General features: G+C 60.6%; 14 protein-coding genes and 1 pseudogene. 7 read left to right on the top strand and 8 right to left on the bottom strand.

Going from position 1 to position 18133, the window contains the following annotated elements; all coding sequences use genetic code 11:
• Nucleotides 1-38: 38 nt before the first annotated feature.
• Nucleotides 39-1180 (bottom strand): IS3 family transposase gene (locus tag CHU95_RS12645; protein ID WP_094456769.1). Its coding sequence is split into 2 segments (ribosomal slippage): nucleotides 39-922 and nucleotides 922-1180, totalling 1143 coding nucleotides; the frame shifts between segments, so codons are not numbered across the junction.
• Nucleotides 1181-1961: 781 nt separating this feature from the next.
• Between CHU95_RS12645 and CHU95_RS22095 the strand changes: the two genes are divergently transcribed.
• From CHU95_RS22095 to CHU95_RS12615, 7 genes are all read left to right on the top strand, one after another.
• Nucleotides 1962-2159, top strand: coding sequence for a hypothetical protein (locus tag CHU95_RS22095; protein ID WP_133065518.1), 198 nt, complete (start codon nucleotides 1962-1964; stop codon nucleotides 2157-2159).
• Between the two features lie 90 nt (nucleotides 2160-2249).
• Entirely contained in the window at nucleotides 2250-3467 is a 1218-nt protein-coding gene (locus tag CHU95_RS12640; protein ID WP_094456691.1) for a radical SAM protein, read from the top strand.
• Entirely contained in the window at nucleotides 3451-5394 is a 1944-nt protein-coding gene (locus CHU95_RS12635) for an alpha/beta hydrolase family protein (RefSeq protein ID WP_094456690.1), read from the top strand. The genes CHU95_RS12640 and CHU95_RS12635 overlap by 17 nt, the downstream gene beginning before the upstream one ends.
• Nucleotides 5391-6767, top strand: coding sequence for an HlyD family secretion protein (locus tag CHU95_RS12630; RefSeq protein ID WP_094456689.1), 1377 nt, complete (start codon nucleotides 5391-5393; stop codon nucleotides 6765-6767). Before CHU95_RS12635 ends, CHU95_RS12630 begins: the two co-directional genes overlap by 4 nt.
• A gap of 31 nt (nucleotides 6768-6798) precedes the next feature.
• A complete protein-coding gene (locus CHU95_RS12625) occupies nucleotides 6799-8904 on the top strand; it encodes a peptidase domain-containing ABC transporter (RefSeq protein ID WP_165772147.1) in 2106 nt (701 codons plus the stop codon).
• Nucleotides 8894-9736: a Fic family protein gene (locus tag CHU95_RS12620; protein WP_133065517.1), complete on the top strand. Its 843-nt coding sequence runs from the start codon at nucleotides 8894-8896 to the stop codon at nucleotides 9734-9736. Before CHU95_RS12625 ends, CHU95_RS12620 begins: the two co-directional genes overlap by 11 nt.
• Nucleotides 9736-10548, top strand: coding sequence for a nucleotidyltransferase domain-containing protein (locus tag CHU95_RS12615; protein WP_094456686.1), 813 nt, complete (start codon nucleotides 9736-9738; stop codon nucleotides 10546-10548). The genes CHU95_RS12620 and CHU95_RS12615 overlap by 1 nt, the downstream gene beginning before the upstream one ends.
• A gap of 115 nt (nucleotides 10549-10663) precedes the next feature.
• Here CHU95_RS12615 and CHU95_RS22900 read toward each other — a convergent pair.
• The 7 genes and pseudogenes from CHU95_RS22900 to CHU95_RS12580 form a co-directional block, all read right to left on the bottom strand.
• Nucleotides 10664-11152 (bottom strand): annotated as a pseudogene (locus CHU95_RS22900) (hypothetical protein); the annotation flags it as partial.
• 107 nt (nucleotides 11153-11259) lie between these two features.
• The gene (gene urtE, locus CHU95_RS12605; protein WP_094456685.1) at nucleotides 11260-11955 is read right to left on the bottom strand and encodes an urea ABC transporter ATP-binding subunit UrtE; all 696 of its coding nucleotides are present in this window, start codon (nucleotides 11953-11955) and stop codon (nucleotides 11260-11262) included.
• A 3-nt stretch (nucleotides 11956-11958) separates the two neighbouring features.
• Nucleotides 11959-12717: an urea ABC transporter ATP-binding protein UrtD gene (urtD, locus tag CHU95_RS12600; protein WP_245838203.1), complete on the bottom strand. Its 759-nt coding sequence runs from the start codon at nucleotides 12715-12717 to the stop codon at nucleotides 11959-11961.
• Nucleotides 12714-13856: an urea ABC transporter permease subunit UrtC gene (gene urtC / locus CHU95_RS12595; RefSeq protein ID WP_094456684.1), complete on the bottom strand. Its 1143-nt coding sequence runs from the start codon at nucleotides 13854-13856 to the stop codon at nucleotides 12714-12716. The genes urtD and urtC overlap by 4 nt, the downstream gene beginning before the upstream one ends.
• 10 nt (nucleotides 13857-13866) lie before the next feature.
• On the bottom strand, nucleotides 13867-15462 hold the full coding sequence (gene urtB, locus CHU95_RS12590) for an urea ABC transporter permease subunit UrtB (RefSeq protein ID WP_094456683.1): 1596 nt from the start codon (nucleotides 15460-15462) through the stop codon (nucleotides 13867-13869).
• Between the two features lie 69 nt (nucleotides 15463-15531).
• Entirely contained in the window at nucleotides 15532-16773 is a 1242-nt protein-coding gene (gene urtA, locus CHU95_RS12585) for an urea ABC transporter substrate-binding protein (protein ID WP_094456767.1), read from the bottom strand.
• 118 nt (nucleotides 16774-16891) lie between these two features.
• Complete coding sequence (locus CHU95_RS12580) at nucleotides 16892-18061, bottom strand: porin family protein (protein ID WP_207762479.1); 1170 nt, start codon at nucleotides 18059-18061, stop codon at nucleotides 16892-16894.
• Between the last annotated feature and the right edge of the window lie 72 nt (nucleotides 18062-18133).

The following is an 18133-nucleotide window of genomic DNA, read 5'->3' as shown; positions in this document are numbered from 1 at the left end:
GACTTGCCCTGGAAAAGTGGAGAGCCATCTTCTCGCCGTCAGGCGGCGGCCTCGAACAGGATCGGGCTTTTGTAGCCCAAAGCCGAGTGCCGCCGCGTTGGATTATAGAACCCGTCGATGAATGTGCCAATGGCACGTTCTGCCTGCAAACGTGACAGAAAAATCGTTCTCCAGATGAGTTCAGATTTCAGCGTCTTAAAAAACGTCTCCACCATGGCGTTGTCGTAGCAATTTCCTTTGCCGCTCATAGAAATCTCCATGCCGTGGGCTTTCAGGATTTTCTGATATTCATCTGAACAATATTGGTTTCCCCGGTCCGAATGATGGACAAAGCTGGGCTTTGGTCTTCGCGTGGCGATGGCACGCTGCAAATTTGTTATCGCCAGATCTTTCTTCATTCGGTCGCTGACCGCCCAGCCGACCACGCGGCGGGAGTAGAGGTCGATCGCCACGGCAAGGTGCAGCCAGCTTTCCGCCGTCCAAATGTACGAAATATCGACGCCCCATTTCTGGTTCGAGCCCTCGGTGCTGAAATCCTGATCCAGCAGGTTGGGAGCCACAGGTCCGCCATGGCCACTGTCGGTTGTCTTCTTATAGCGCCGTTTCATCAACGCTTTCAGTCCATTATCCCGCATCAGCCGGGCAATCCGGTGCCGCCCGCAGGACAGACCGGCAGCCTTCAACTCCGCGTGCATACGCGGGCTCCCGTAAGTTTCATGCGAAAGCGTAAAGTACTGATTGACATGCGCCAACAGTATCATGTCCACATATTTCTGAAGACTGAGCTTCCGTTGCTTCCAGGCATAATAGCCAGAACTGCTCACGCCCAATAAACGATAGCTACAGCGAACCGGTATTGTCGCCTTCTTCGCGTCGATGAGCCGGTAGATCATCGACTTGTCTCCCTGGCGAAGAAGGCCGCCGCGTTTTTTAATAAGTCCCGCTCTTGACGCAGAATCTTATTCTCAAGCCGAAGCCATGCCAGTTCCTTCTCCACGTCCGGATGGGGTCCAGACAAAAGTTCCGTCTCCGCCGCGTCCGACTTCCATCGCTGCAGTGTCGACTTCCCAATCCCAAGATCGGCGGCCACTTCGGCCACCGTCCGACCGCTTGTCGACAAAATACGAAGCGCATCCTGCTTAAAGGCCGCCATGATCTTGTCCTGTTTTACCCGAACCATCAAATCCTCCATCAATCCCGAATTTTAGGATGATGGCTCTCCACTTTTCCAATGCAAGTCCACCATCATCTCGTCGGTCATCGTGGTCACCCTTGGTTGGGCTTGTGTTGTGGTGACCAGACTTTACCGAAGAACCACGATGACTGCCCGCCGGTTCAGACCCTCCGGCCGGCTACGCCGACCTAAGGGTCTGAACCGGCGCCAGCGCTCCTACACCACGTCCCGGGACACGACCGAAAATTTCTCCCTGACCGCCAGCGAGGCTCACATCCCCACGCTTTTGGGAATTCCCCGTGAGTCTCCGCCAGCGCAAACTAGTATTACTCGCGCTGTACACATCATCAGTTCACACCACCGAGTCGCAGGATAACATCAGGGAGATTCTGGATAGGTCTAACCGATGATTGGAGGATTCATATTTTGTGTTAGCCACTATTAATTGAATGGCATGTTTACTTTATTAACAAAAAGCAACTGGTCGAACAGCGCTTAATCAAATCAAATTCGTAGGTGGGTGTTAATTTGAGAGAGGGTTCAATCGTATTCCCTGGGAATTCTCTGGCAAGATTTCGGTACTGCATCATCGTAATATGACAAATTCTATTTAGTGCTTGATACATAATCTATAATGGAAAAAAAATTCCCGTAAAATTCATCATAATATGAATCTACATGTTAATCATACAAATCATGGACTCTCTACCAATAGAAAAATTGTTCATGTAGCTTTTTATAGCCACCAAACATTGGTGGTTTTTCTATGGGCAGGGAGTAAACGAATATGCAGACACTTCAGTCTGAACTCGCGCAACATGGTTGGGTGCCGTCAATGTCAGGCAACAGCCTGCCGGCTACCCGGCTCACCTCGTCGATGCTCGACGACGTATATGGCGGCGATGATGCCAGCTTTGACCTGAGCTTCGATCTGAGCTTCGACCTGAGCTTTGATCTGAGCTTCGACCTGAGCTGGTCGCGCTAAGTCCTGTTCCTGCCGGTCGCCTGCTGACCGGGGGTTCGAGTGGCCGGGAGTGCAGGTGAAAGCCTGCACTCCTTCCGACGCGAGGCGATCATGAATGAAATTCGCAAGAGAAGCACACGACGGATTGAATGCATTATAAAGACGACAGAACGCTGTAACATCGATTGTACCTACTGCTATTTTTTCAACAAGCATAACAAGGATTATGAACTTCACCCCGCCATCATGAAGCCAAAAGTGGTGAAGGAGATCGCTCATTTTCTGGCACAGGGTGCTTTGGATCTAGGGGCTGAGCAGGTGGTGGTGGATTTCCATGGCGGCGAGCCCATGCTGCTGAGGAAAGAGTCATTCATCGACGCCTGTGAAACGTTCCGTGCGATCATCAGCCCAGTTGCTGATCTTGTTTTGAAGATTCAGACCAATGCCACCCTGGTCGACGATGAGTGGCTGGAAATATTCTCACGCTACGATTTTGTGGTCGGCGTCAGCCTGGATGGCCCCCCGGCGTTAAATGACCGGTATCGAGTGGATCATCAGGGCCGCGGCACCTATGCCGCCACTGTTGCCGGATGGCGGTTGCTGCGCGATGCCGCTGCCGCCGGACGTATCCGCACACCCGGCATGCTTTGTGTGATCAATCCGGAATTCAGTGGGCGCGAGGTTTATCGTCACTTTGTCGATGAACTGGGTGCGCGTGGGATCGATTTCCTGCTGCCGCTGGAAACCCACGACACGCTGCCGGCCGATCAGGTGGGGCAGTTTGGCCGTTTCCTGACAGAAGCGTTCGATGAATGGACGGCGGATGACAACCCAGCGATCCATGTCCGCTTTTTCCGGCAGAACATGATGCGTCTGGCCTTTGGACGGGCGGGCATGCAGCGGCTTGAAACCGACATCATGCAGAACTACTGCGCGTTGACCATTTCCAGCAATGGCGAGGTCAATCCCGACGATACGCTGCGCGCCGCCCATGGTGACTGGTTTTCATCGGGAAACTCTGTCAGTAATATCACTCTGAAGGACTTCATGGCACTTCCCTATATGCGGGAAATGTCCGACGCTTTTGTCAATCTGGCTCCAGCCTGCAACGATTGCCACTGGTCCAATGTGTGCCGTGGCGGGCGGCTGGTTAACCGGCATGCAAAGGAAACGGGCTTTGCGAATGAGAGCGTCATCTGTGCCGATTTGCGCTATTTCTACGGGCATGTTGCCGCCTATCTGCTGAATTCCGGCCTGCCGTTTGAGCGTTTGCAGGAAGCGCTGAAACCACGCGAGCCAAAGGAGCCAGTGCATGCGGTCGCTTCTTAAGCTTCTGGTTCTTTCACTGGGTATGGGTGTATCCAGCATGCAGGTTGCAATTGCGGATGATCTGACGTCGCCCCGGGCCATCCTATCCCTTCCGGGACCGGGCCTTCTGTCGCTCAGTCCCGATGGGCTTCGTGTCGCCCGCATCCCCGTTGCCGATGTGCCGGTGTTGCATATTCTGGACACCGGGAACATTCAGGCGGCACCGGTTGTCATCGAGCTGCCCACCAGGGTACAGGCGATGACCTGGGCACAGGATGGCAGCCGGCTTTTCCTACGCGCGGTGGAGGCATCCAGCGGCGGCGATAGAACCTATGCCGTTGATATGGCGGGGCGATCCGTGGCTGATCTGGCGCCCGATCTGCCGGGCCGGGTACGGCTGGTTTCCGGTACACCGGACAGCGACGGTGCTTATCTAGTGATGCACACCCCCCGGCAGGGGGCACCCGTCCGGCTGGTGCGGATCTCTGGCAAAGGCAGCGCCCCGGCGACTGATATCACCCCCAGCGGCAATTTTGGCTGGTTTGTTGCCGATGACCAGGGCCGGCCCGCCGTGGCGCTGCAGATCGCCAGCGGCGGCAAGATGCAGTGGATCGCCCTGACAGCAGAAGGGGAACCGGGTGCGGTTCTGGTGGATGCTGGCACCGCCGGCACCAACGAGCCGGTCTCCCTGATGCGTACTGCGACCGGCCGGCGGATCGCCATCTTCCGCACCGCCCAGCCAGACCAGGAGTTTCCGGGTTTGACAGGCTTCGACCTTGATGGTGCCGCACCGACAGTGATCCTGACACCCGATCATGAGGTGACAGCGCCGCTGTTCGCGCGCGATGAACCGACCCTGCTGACCTATGTTCAGGAAAGCCTGCTGCCGGAACGTAAGGTTGTTGATCCAACCATGGCCGATCTGCTGGCCGGCTTGAAGGTGGATGACGGCTTTGCTGAAATCGCCGCCCGTGCCCGCAACGGAGTTTGGCTGATCAAGCGTCGTTATGCGGACCGTCCCGCCACCTATTTCCTCTATCGGCCTGAAAGCCGGCAATGGTCGGTGCCGCTGGCGGAGATGCCGGGGCCGCCCATGCCGGCCCGTCAGGTTGCCACCTGGGTCAAGGCCCGTGACGGCCTGTCCCTGCCGGTTTACCTGACGCTGCCAGACCGTCCGGGCAAGGCGCCACTGGTGGTGCTGATCCATGGCGGCCCCTGGCGTCGCGACCGGTTTGATTATGACCGGACACTGCATTGGTTGGCGGCTCGGGGCTATGCGGTGTTGCGGGTCAATTTTCGCGGATCGACGGGCTTTGGCGTCGGCTTTACCCGGGCGGGGGATGGGCAATGGGCCGGCGCCATGCTGACCGATATCATCGATGGGACAAGGTGGGCCTTGGACCAGCCGGGTGTCGATCCGGCCCCGCCCGTCTTCGTCGGGGGAAGTTATGGCGGCTATGCCGCCTTGATGCTGGCCAGCCAGAATGAACTGCCGCCGCGCTGCACGATTGCCATCGCTGCCGCCGTGGACCTGGGCAGTTTCGCCCCGAAATATGCGGCGGCGGAACGTTCCTCCAAGGCGCAGTTGAAAAGGGCGCTGGGTGATTTCGACGACCCGTCCGTCCGCCAGCAGTTGACGGCCCTGTCGCCGATCGCACGCGTGGACAAGGTGAAGGCACCCGTGCTGCTGATCCATGGGGGGAGGGACCCGCGCGCGCCATTGGATGACGTGAACCTCTATGCCGACGCTCTGCGCCGCGTGAACCCGGCCCTGGTCACCCTCGCCGTGGCGCCGGATGAGGGGCATTCCTTCACAGACCCCAAGGCGACGATTGCTGCTGTCGACATGCAGGACAGGTTTCTTAGCCGCTGTCTGGGACGGGCGGTGTCCGCCGCCGCGGTTGATCCGGCGCCATTGCGCATGATCCATGCCGGGACCCGCCCATGAGCATGACAGACATCCGCAAACCGGCGCATTCCCCGCACCCCCCATCTGGCCACCCCGAGGCGACGGCATCGTCGGCCCTGCCCGAACAGCCGGTAGGCTTCCGCCGCGAGGTGGCCGAGGCGCGGCGCTTTCTCACCTGGGGGTCGGAGACCTTCTTCGATCCCCGTCCCAAGCGTATCTTTGGCAAGTGGATGTTGACCCTGGGGTTTGCCCTCATCCTCGGTCTGTCCGCAGCACCTTTTTCCGAAGTGGTCACAGCGCCGGGGGAAGTGGTGCCGGTCGGCGGTATTGGCCGCGTCCTTTCCAGCGTCCGTGGCACCATCACCGAACTGCGGGTGCATGAAGGGCAGGCCGTAAAGGCCGGCGAGGTCCTGGCGGTGGTGACCATCGATCTCCATGGCTCCAAGGGTGTCAGTGCCGCCAGTTCCCGTTTTCAGGAATTGCGGGCCCAGATATCCCAACTGGAACAGCGGGCCGCACGGCAGCGCGACATTGATCTGGCAACGGTCCTGCGGCTGGAGCAGGAGCGGCTGACGTTGCCCGACCGTATTGAAATCGCCCGCCAGGCGGTAGAACAGCAAGGGCAGGTGGTCGAAATCCTGCGGGTGCAGATGGAACGCGCGGGCGTGCTGCGCCAGGCGGGCAACTCAACCGCCTTGCAGACAGAGAAGGCGCAAACGGATCTGCTGAAGGCAGAAGTCGACCTGCGCGACCGGCGCAACAGCCTGCGGACGCTGGCCCTGCATCTCCAGCAGCTTGATCCCGAAATCAGCGAGGCGCGCGCCCGCGTCGACATGAACGCGGCACTGATCAACCAGGAAATTGCGGAACTGAAGGAAAAGCTGGTCGATATCGATACCGATCAGGCCATCAGCATCACCGCCCCCTATGATGGGATCGTGGCCTCCATCAGCGTCAATCGCGGCGCACCCGTGGCACCGGACAAGCCCGTGCTGACCATGGTGGTGCCCGATGATCCGCTGGAGGTCGATCTGTTCGTCCGCAGCGACAGCATCGGCGCCGTGGAAGCTGCCATGCCGGTATCACTTCGACTGGATGCGTTTCCGGCCCACCTGTTCGGGTCCATTTCCGGTGAAGTCCGCGTCGTATCCCAAGCCCTGGTGCCGCCCAGCTATCTGCCGGAATGGATGGATCGCACGAACCCCGCCTACCGTATTCGGGTCCGCCTGACGGAACCGTTCATGGTGCGGGGCCGTGTGATCGACCTGAAGCCTGGCATGACCCTGAACGGCGAGATCGTGATGAGCGTGCGGCCGCTGCTGCTGCGCCTCATCGACCCCATGGCCTTCATGCTGCGGGAGATGATGAAGCGTTATGGGCTGCGGCCCGAAACGCCGACACCACAAGCCTGACAAGCGGCATTCCAAACCATCAGGACCCATCATGCCGAGAACTCCGGTCATCTTGCAGTCTGAGCCGAGCGAGTGCGGATTAGCCTGCCTGTCGATGATCTTCGCCTCCTTCGGTCGCGCTGTATCGCTCGCCGATCTGCGGCGCGCCACCCCGACTTCGTTCCGGGGTACGACCCTGCGGCAGATGATGGCCATTGCCACGGATCACGGTCTGGAATGCGAACCGTACCGCCTGGAACTGGAGCATTTGAAAAGCATCCGGCTGCCGGCGGTGCTGCACTGGGACATGCGCCATTTTGTGGTGCTGGTGCGGGCATCGCGCCGCTATGCCTGGATACATGATCCCGCCATCGGCGAAAGGCGGGTGCCATGGGCGGTCATCTCCGACCATTTCACCGGCTTCGTCATGCTGGTGCGGCCATCACCGCATTTCGAACCCGCTGCTGCGAAGGCCGGTAGGACGGGATCGGAATTCAATGTCGCCACCCTGTTGACCCGCACCCTGACCATGCAGGGTGGCATTCCGTTGTTGATCGGCCTGTCGCTTGTGTTGCAGTTGCTGACCTTGGGGCTGCCGCTGTTCAGCCAAGTCCTGATTGATGATGTGATCTTGCGGGGGCGGCACGACCTGGTGGCATCCATGTTCGTCGTCTTTGCGATCGTCGCTGTGATGTCGCTGCTGACCATGGCCGCGCGGGGTCTTTTCTCGGTATCGCTCGGCACCACGGCGTCGCTGGACCTGATGAACTGGATTGTCTATCGCCTGCTGCGGCTGCCTACCACCTTCTTCGAGGAACGATCAACGGGCGACATTCTGACCCGGCTGTCGCCACTGCGGCAGATCCAGCGCACCCTGACGGACAATGTCGTTACCTCCCTTTCCGAAGGGCTGATGTCGGTGGTGCTCCTGGTGATCATGGCTCTCTATGACCTGTGGAGCACAGTGATCGTGGTGGCGGTGGTCGCGGCGAAACTCATTCTGGTGCGCATCATCGGTCGCCGCATGAAGATTCTGACCAATGAGGCGTCTGTTGCCGCCTCGGCGGAAAGTTCACTACTGCTAGAGGCCATCCGCAACATTGTGCCGCTGCGCATCTTCGGGCTGGAAAGCATGGTGCACGCTCGCTGGGGGCGCCGGGTGTTCGACTCCATGCATGCTGGTGAGCGTGCGGCGATGGGCAATCTCGCCTTGATGGTCTCAACCGAGGCGCTGACGCTGGTCCAAACGGCGGCCGTTTTGGCGCTTGGCGTGCAGTCTGTGGATGATAAAACCATGAGCGTCGGCATGCTGGTGGCTTATATGGCCTTCATGGGACAACTGACCGGCAAAGTTTCGAAGCTGGAATCTGCCATCGTCGATCTGACCACCACAGCCGCCCATGTCGGGCGCGTGGCAGAATTCGTGGCAGAGCCGCTCACGGCAGGCAATATGGCCGGAGCCGCCGGTGCGGCCCACCGGCCGGGTAAGACGGAAGGCCAGATCGGTCTCACTCTTGACCGCTGCTCTTTTCGTTACGCACCCCATCTGCCGTGGCTGTTCCAGGATATTTCCCTGGAAATTCAGCCGGGTGAGACCGTGGGCATCGTCGGATCCTCCGGTGCCGGCAAGACGACCTTGCTCAACCTCTTGCTGGGGCTGCGCGCCCCGACAGCGGGGGAAATACGTCTGGACCGTGACCGTATCACCCCCACCACCCGGCATCTGATGCCCCATCGCATGGCGGTGGTGATGCAAGGCGAAACACCCTTTGCCGGCACCATTTTGGACAATATCTCGCTGTTCGAGGACGAACCGGACCTGCCGCGCGTGCACTGGGCCGCCAGCATGGCGGCGCTGGATGATGATATCAGGAATATGCAGATGCGATACGACACGCTGGTGGGGGAGGCGGGCGTCGGATTGTCGGCGGGCCAGCGTCAGCGTTTGCTGATTGCCCGCTGCCTCTATCAGATGCCGCAGATTTTGATCCTGGATGAGGCGACGTCCAATCTGGATCCGCAGACCGAGGCAAAGATTGTCGACAATATCGCCTCTCTGCACATGACCACAGTGATCGTCGCCCATCGCGAAGCGGCACTGCGCCGCGCCGCGCAGGTTTACCAACTGACCGGGGGCAGGCTCAACCGTGTCCGCTAATACCGGTATTCCGCCGGGGTTTGACCGGCAGCGACACTTGGAAGCCCTGGCCCATATCGCCGAGTGGGGGGGTGACCACCCGCGTCTTCAGGCCGAACTGGTACAGGCTGTGCGGCAGACGGCACCCTTGCTGGCAGACCTGCCGCCCTGTCTGCCCGCGCCCTTATGGCCGGAACTGATCCTGCCGATCGACAGGGTTGCGCAGATTCCGGCCGGTCGCATCCAGCGGGCACCGATCAGCGTAGAAATCGCCGCGCGGATCGCGCGCCCCGATATGCCCGCCGTGACAGATGCCCTGCGGACCCTAGGTTTGCGCCTCAAGACCGGGCAGGCGATGTCCCGCGATCTGGTGGCTTTGCAGGCGGCACTTCTGCCGGGAACCCTGTCGGGCATCCGCAAGGATTCCATTGCGCTGCGGCGGGCGGATGAGAGCATTGATTTCCAGGCACCACCCGCGCCGTTGCTGGAAGAGGGGATGGCCTTGCTGATGGCGCAGGCCAATCGCGCGGTCGCTGCCGGCAATCTGGCATTGCTGGCGGCCTGCTATGCCTCGATCAATTTCCTGCACCCGTTCGCCGATGGCAACGGCCGCACCAGCCGCCGCCTGTTGCTGGCCGGGATCGGTGCCTGCCTGGACCGTGATCTGTCCCAACTGCCGATCGATCTCGTGGTCTGGTCCAACCGCACTTATCACGATTACCGCCTGCGGCAGATCACACAGGCCGGCCAATGGAGTGCCTGGGTCGCCTTCCTGTTGCAGATGCTGACACATGCCCTAACGCGCCTTCCGGCGCTTATCGGTTCCATTCCCCCCGGTGAAGGAAGAGTTTGATGACATACGCAAACCTGCTGGATGAACAGACCAGGACAGCCTTCCTCGACCAGTTGGGCAGCTTGCGGGCGGACAGCATTTCCGGCCGCCTTGGTTCATCGGAACTGCGGGACATTGCCCATAGTTATGTCCGGCGGGAATTTAAGGATGTTGCCATGGCCTTCCTGTTCGGTTCCGTAGCGCGTGGCACGGTGGGTGCGCTGTCCGACATCGATCTTTATGTCATTGTCGCCTCTGGCAGAGTGTCAGAAAAGCGCAGTTTGATTTTTGAAGGCGTGCCCCTGGAATGCAATCTGTTTGACACGAACAGTTTTTATGAATTGCTGGTGCGTCCCCGCCAGGATCGCCGGCAATATCCGTTCATCGCCAACGCACTGGACCATGCCTCGCTCCTGACAGGTGATGAGAACCTGTTCAACCGCCTACAGGCGGAGGCGCGGTCCATTCTGGAACTGGGACCGTTGCCACCAGATCCCCGCCTTATCGAGAATCTGCGCGGCACCGCCACCAACCGTTTCATGGATCTGCATGCCGGTAAGGGGCCGGTGCAGACCATGCTTGGGCTGATCAATCTTGTGGAAATGGTGCTGGTAATCAGTGCTGGACAGGCGCGTGACTGGTACTTGCCGGGGAACTGGTCGCTCGACCGGCTGGCCGAGCGCACGCCAGAGCGGATGGTGGCTCTTGAGGAGGCCTGTCGACAGGCGCTGAATGGGGATATGACCCGGTTGACCGCTCTGGCCTGGCAGGTGCTGGGCGAGATTGATGGCCCAATCCTTCAGCAGACGACCCGCTACAACAATGCACGTTGAAACGGCAATCAAGATCACGCTTTGATCAATCAGGTGGTCACGACGTAGAGGGGAGGATAAACAAGCTGGCCATTTTCAACCAAAGTCAGCCACGCTTGATCTGACATCAATGCTGTCAGCCTTTGTCCGCCGGATCTGATGCCCGACAGTCATGATGAACATGGTTGGCAACTGGCGTTTGGGTGGCAGTTAATTCCAGAACGATTGGAGGATGACCCTTCCGTTCCTGGCTTTGTGAACCACTCCGGGTTTGCCAGAGGCCTGAATTTATGACGCACGTTGCCTCGGCTGTAGTTTCCAGAGCAGCATAGAAGTTGGCCGCAGCTTCCGCGGGCGGAATGTTTCCGATGGGCGCGAGCAGGCGTCGGTTGTTGAACCCGTCGACCGATTCCAGGGTGGTTTATTCCACGCCCCCGGCGCTGCGCCAGGGGCAGCGACGCTGGATGACCTCGGCCTTGAACAGCCCGTTGATCGTTTCGGCCAGGGCATTGTCGTCGCTGTCTCCGACGCTGCCAACCGAGGGTTCAATGCCGGCTTCCGCGAGCCTCTCGGTGTAGCGGATGGACAGATATTGGGGCCCACGGTCGCCATGGTGAACCAAGCCCATCAGCCGGCGTACCCGCTTGTGATTGACGACATACCCCTGACGCCGCAGATGGTGGGTCTTCTGCCTGGTCAATGCAACCAACTCTCCCCAGGCTGGGCCCTCCGTCATACCGTCAGGAATTTGCGCACCTCCGTTTCAACCAGCCCGGCTTTGTCCCCTGCGATAACCACCTCACCCCGATCCAGGACGGCGTAAAGGTCGGCCAGATCGCGGGCAAACTCAAAATATTGTTCAACCAGCACAATTGCCATGTCGCCGCGGTCGCGCAGCCAGGAGATAGCACGGCCGATATCCTTGATGATGCTGGGCTGGATGCCCTCTGTTGGTTCGTCCAGCAGCAGCAGGCGCGGGCGGGTGACCAGGGCCCGACCGATGGCCAGTTGCTGCTGCTGCCCGCCCGACAGATCACCCCCCCGCCGCGACAGCATGGATTTCAACACCGGAAACAGCTCGAAGATTTCAGCAGGGATGGACCGCTGGCGGCGGGGCAGGGGGGCGAAGCCGGTTTCGAGATTTTCCTTCACGGTCAGCAGCGGGAAAATCTCCCGCCCCTGCGGCACATAGGCGATGCCGCGCCGGGCCCGGTCCTCCGTCGGCAGCCTGCTGATATCCGCCCCCTCCCAGATGATGGAGCCGCTGCTGATCGGGCGGTGGCCGATGATAGCGCGCAGCGTGGAGGATTTGCCCACCCCGTTGCGGCCCATCAGGCAGGTGACCTTGCCGGGTTGGGCCAGAACGCTGACGCTGCGCAACGCCTGGGCAGCACCGTAATGCAAGTTGATTTCATTGACACTCAGCATGGATCACCGCCCCAGATAGACTTCGATGACGCGCGGATCGGCGCTGACATGATCCAACGACCCGTCGGACAGCACGGAGCCTTCATGCAGCACCGTCACCTTCACATCCAGATCACGGACAAAGGTCATGTCATGTTCGACAACGACGACGGAGCGGGTCTGCGCAATCTCCCGCAGCAGCCGTGCTGTTTCCGCCGTTTCGGCATCGGTCATGCCCGCGACCGGCTCATCAACCAGCAGCAGTTTGGGTTCCTGTGCCAGCAGCATGCCGATCTCCAGCCATTGTTTCTGCCCATGGCTGAGGGCCCCGGCCAGGACATCGCGCCGCCCGGACAGGCGGATCGTCTCCAGGATCGCCAGGATACGGTCATCATCGGCCCCGTCACGATGGAACAGTGTGGCGAAGGGTCCACGCCTGCCTGCAAGCGCCAGATCGATATTGTCCCAGACGGTGTGGCTCTCAAAGACGGTCGGTTTCTGAAACTTCCGGCCAATGCCCAGCGTGGCGATCCCGGCCTCGTCCATCTCTGTCAGGTTGGTGTCGCCATCAAACAGGATCGTGCCCCTGTCCGGCTTGGTCTTGCCTGTGATCACATCCATCATCGTGGTCTTACCCGCGCCATTGGGGCCGATGATGGCACGCATTTCGCCCGGCATGATGATCAGCGACAGGTTGTTCAGTGCCCGGAACCCGTCAAAGCTGACAGAGACGCCATCCAGATAAAGCTGGGTGTGCTGCGGATCGGGTTTGGTCAACATCATGACCCCTCCGTCACGGGTTGAGTGGCGATGGATGCGGCCTGTTTCTCGCGCCGTTTTGCCCAGTAGCCGGTCCATAGGCCGACAATGCCGCGCGGCAGGAACAGGGTGACGGCAATGAACAGGCCGCCCAGCGCGAACAGCCAGATCTCCGGCAAGGCGTTGGTCAGCAGCGTCTTGCCGAAATTGACCAGAACCGCCCCAATTACCGACCCGATCAAGGTGCCGCGCCCGCCAACGGCGACCCAGATGACCGCTTCGATCGAATTGGCAGGGCTGAACTCACCGGGATTGATGATCCCGACCTGCGGCACATAGAGCGCGCCCGCCACACCGGCCATGCAGGCCGATGTAACAAAGACCAGTAGCTTGTACTGTTCCACCCGGTAGCCCAGAAACCGTGTGCGGCTTTCCGCATCGCGGATGGCGACCAGCACACGCCCCAACTTTGACCGCACAATCCATCGGCACAGGATGAACCCGAAGGCCAGGGCGATGGCAGAGGCGGCGAACAGGGCACTGCGCGTGCCATCAGCCTGCAATGGCGCCCCCAGGATGTCCTTGAAGTCGGTCAGGCCGTTATTGCCGCCGAAGCCCATATCATTGCGGAAGAAAGCCAGCAGCAGGGCAAAGGTCATGGCCTGGGTGATGATCGACAGGTAAACGCCCGTCACCCGGCTGCGAAAGGCCAACCAGCCCAGTAAGCCGGCCAACAGCCCCGGAGCCAGCAGCACCATGATGGCCGCAAACCAGAACTGGTCAAAGCCCAGCCAGTACCAAGGCAGTTCCTGCCAGTTCAGGAACACCATGAAGTCGGGCAGGGTGGGGTGGCCATACATGCCGCGCGGCCCGATCTGCCGCATCAGATACATGCCCATCGCATAGCCGCCCAAGGCAAAGAAAGCCCCATGGCCCAGCGACAGGATCCCGCAATAGCCCCAGACCAGATCGACCGACAAAGCCAGCAGGGCATAGCATAGATATTTGCCCATCAGCGCCACCACATGGGGGGGCACATGAAAGGCGCTGTCCGTCGGCACGATCAGGTTCAAGATGGGGATCAGAATGGCCAGACCCAGCGCTACCGCCCCAAAGATCAGGCCTGCCCGGTCCAGGCGTGGCAACAGAATTCCGCCTTGCATGGGCGTCCCCTTAATGTTCGATGGCACGGCCCTTCAGGGCGAAAAGGCCCCGCGGACGCGCCTGGATGAACAGGATGATGCCGACCAGCACCAGAATCTTGCCCAGCACGGCGCCGGCCAAGGGTTCCAACAGCTTATTGACGATGCCCAGTGACAGGGCCCCAACCAGGGTTCCCCACAGGTTACCGACGCCGCCAAAGATCACGATCATGAAACTGTCGATGATGTAGCCCTGGCCCAGATTGGGGCTGACATTGTCGATCTGCGACAGGGCGACCCCCGCCAGCCCGGCGATGCCGGAGCCAAGGCCAAAGGTCAGCGCATCGACGCGCGCCGTGCGAATTCCCATGGCCCGCGCCATGGAACGGTTCTGCGTCACCGCCCGCATCTGCAAACCCAGTGGCGTCCGGCGCAGCAACAGCATCAGGGCGGCAAAGACCATCAGCCCGAACAGAAATATCCACATGCGGCCATAGGTGATGGTCACTTCCCCCACCTGGAAGGCGCCGGCCATCCAGGCTGGATTTCCGACTTCCATGTTGGTGGGCCCAAAGATGGACCGCACAGCCTGTTGCAACACCAGTGACAGGCCCCAGGTAGCCAGCAGGGTTTCCAGCGGGCGGCCATACAGAAAGCGGATGACCCCGCGTTCGATCAGGATGCCAATCCCGCCCGCCACGACAAAAGCCAGCGGCAAGGCAATCAGCAGCGACCAGTCGAACAGGCCCGGCGCATGGGCACGGATGATCTCCTGCACAACAAAGGTCGTGTAGGCGCCCAACATCACCATTTCCCCATGCGCCATATTGATAACGCCCATCACGCCGAAGGTGACGGCCAGGCCAATGGCGGCCAGCAGCAGGACGGACCCGAGGGACAGGCCATAGATGACATTCTGTGCTGCTGCGGCCCAGGCCAGCTTATTCTCGATGAGGCGCACCGCCTCCGTCGCGGCCTTGGCCACCGCCGGTTCGGTGCTGCTGGTCAACGGGCTCAGCAGGGCCAGGGCTGCCTGCCCGCCCTTGTCGGCAATGATGGCGATGGCGGACAGTTTATCGTCCGTGCCCAGGGTCGCATCGGCCAGAAGGATCGCGGCCCGCGCCTGTTCCAGGCTGCGCTTGACCCTTGCGTCAGTCTCCGCCGCCAGTGCCGTTTCCAGCAGCGGCAAGGTGGCGGCATCCCTGCTGACAAAAACAGCATCAGCCGCCGACTGGCGGACGGCGGCATCGGGGCTGCGCAGCGTCAGTGCCCCCAGCGATGCGTCTATCGCCCGGCGCAGGCGGTTATTGACACGGATCCGCTCCAGATCGCCCGCCGCTTGTGTCCCCAGGGCCTCCCCGGTCAACGGGTCGGTCAGGGTGATACTCTCCCCCTGTTCCTGCCCGATCACGACCTTGTCATCGGACAGGCGTCGGTAAAGCTGACCGTTCTCCAGCGCCTTCAGGGCCGGAACAATGGCGGGGTCGTCCGTCTCGGTCAGGGCCGTCAGCGCCTGTTCCCGGGCCGCGAAATCATCGGCGCCCAGCGCATCGATCAAGGGACCCGTCGCCTGCGCCCAGACCAGCGGCGTGACCAGCAGAGACAGCAGCAGAAGCAGTATTCGCATGGGGAGGCCTTTCGGAAAGGATCAAGCCCCCTTCCCCCGCGTAAAGGGGAAGGGGGCGTCTTTGCCGGTTTACTTCGCCCCACCGCACTTGCCCGTGGCGGTGTTGAAGTTGCCGCAGGACAGCGGCTTGCGCCAATCGGCGATCAGGTCCTTGCTGTCCGGCAGGTAATCAGACCATTCGTCACCCACCACCAGGCCCGGTGTCTTCCACACGGTTTCAAACTGCCCATCAGCCTGCACCTCGCCGATCAGGACGGGCTTGGTGATGTGGTGGTTGGGCAGCATGGCGGAATAACCGCCCGACAGGTTGGGCACAGCCACGCCGATCATGGCATCAATGACCTTGTCGGTATCCGTGGTCCCGGCCTTTTCCACCGCCTGCACCCACATGTTGAAGCCGATATAATGGGCTTCCATCGGGTCGTTGGTGACACGCTTGGGGTTCTTGGTGAAGGCCTGCCATTTTTTGATAAACTCGGCGTTGACGGGGGTCTTGACGCTCTGGAAATAGTTCCAGGCGGCCAGATGGCCCTGTAACGGCTTGGTGTCGATCCCGGCCAGTTCTTCCTCGCCCACCGAAAACGCGATGACGGGAATGTCAGTGGCTTTGATGCCCTGGTTGGCCAGCTCCTTATAGAAGGGGACATTGGCGTCGCCGTTGATGGTCGAGACCACGGCGGTCTTCTTGCCGGCACTGCCAAACTTCTTGATATCCTTCACAATCGACTGCCAGTCGGCATGGCCGAAGGGGGTATAGTTGATCATGATGTCTTCCGCCTTTACCCCCTTGGCCTTCAGATAGGCTTCCAGGATCTTGTTGGTCGTGCGCGGATAGACATAGTCGGTGCCAGCCAGGACCCAGCGCTGTATCCCTTCGCCGATCAGGTAATCGACGGCGGGCACGGCCTGCTGGTTCGGCGCGGCACCGGTATAGAAGACGTTGCGGCTGCTCTCTTCCCCCTCATACTGCACGGGATAGAACAGGATGCCATTCAGCTCCTCAAACACCGGCAGCACGGATTTGCGCGACACCGAGGTCCAGCAGCCGAACGTGGCCGAGACCTTCTGCACGGCCAGCAGCTCGCGCGCCTTTTCGGCGAAAAGCGGCCAATTGCTGGCCGGGTCGACCACAACGGGTTCCAGCTTGCGGCCCAGCACGCCGCCCTTCTTGTTCTGCTCCTCGATCAGCATCAGCATGACGTCCTTCAGGGTCGTCTCGCTGATGGCCATCGTGCCCGACAGTGAATGCAGGATGCCGACCTTGATCGGCGGCTTGTCAGCGGCCAGCGCCACCCCGGCTGTCCCCAGCATCAGGGCGGCACCGGTGATGGAGAGGACGGCGGAACGCAGGAATTGACGACGCGACATGGGGTTATCTCCCGTCAGCAGAATGGATTATCAGGGAAAAGGGGCGATAAGTGTCGCCACCTCAGAACTGCAATTGCAGCCCGACGATGAAGCGGTCGCTGTCGGCACCGGGGCCGGTATCGATGGTGGAATATTCCGCGCTGATGCGGGCGGAATGGCCGCTGATCACATAATTCACGCCGAAATCATACTGTTCGACGTCAAAGCGCGAAGCATCCGGGTCGAAGGTCTGATAACGCACGAAGGGCTGGAACTTGCCCATCCCCACCTTGCCCGGCAGCAGATAGGCAGCGCCCAGCAACCAGGCTTCGCCCGCCACGATACCGCCGACATTCGACGTGCCCGACGACCCGCCGAAACCGGGGGCGACATCGGCTACACCATCGGTGTCATAGGAATACCACGCCCCTTCCAGGGTGACGGCGGCCCCGCCCTCCAGCTTCTTTTCAAACAGAGCGTCGATGCTGACGGCACCGTAATCACCGGGCCGGGCAGCGGTACCAACGCCATCTTCCTGATAGGCACCGGCAATGGCCAGCGTCAGGACATCGGCGGACCCATAATAGGTGCTGCTGGTGTAATAGGCGGGGTTGTCTTCCACATCGAGGAAGTTATAGGCCAGCCGCCCCGTGAACAGCATGTTGTCGCCCTGGTTGCTGGCACCGCGGATGCGGTTATGGCCCTTGAAGGCGCCAGCGGCATAGGTCAGGCGCTTGTCCAGCAGCTTGCCCCAGACGGTGGCCCCATCGTCGCGGCCGGCAAACTTGGCCGGATATTGCGACACCACACCGGGATAGGACCAGGCGTTCAGGTAATAGGGACCATCCAGATTGGCGCGGTCGCTGGGCGGCAGCATGCGACCAACCCAGATGTTGAACTCGTCTGAAAACTCGAACCGCGCGTACCCGTCCAGCAGCTTCAGGTTCCCGTCCGCGTCGCGTTCGGTGTTGAAGGTCGCTTTGATCGTGTCTGACAGCGAGCCGGAGATGAACACGCGCACAGAGTCCAGGTTGAACTCGCTGGACCGGTCGCGGCCATTGGGGGCGGCGTCTTCGGCACTGGTGTAGGAACCGCGCATGCCAAGCCCGATGGACAGCGACTTTCCCTCACCAAAGGTCTGTGTGAAGCCGGCCGAAGCCGGGGTCGTGGACAGGCCGGCCAGCATTAGCGCCAAGGCCGATACCGCCATGCGCGCAGCCGCCGGCCGCGACGCAAATTTGCGTCCCATCATGAAGCACCCCCTGTTTTGCGGAAAAATCCGTGGCTGGGCTGTTGCTGCCCATGGCCCTGTTTGTGAAGGGAA

The sequence above is a fragment of the Niveispirillum lacus genome, from assembly GCF_002251795.1.
Taxonomy (GTDB): Bacteria; Pseudomonadota; Alphaproteobacteria; order Azospirillales; family Azospirillaceae; genus Niveispirillum; species Niveispirillum lacus.
This window is presented reverse-complemented; position numbering and strand designations above follow the sequence as displayed.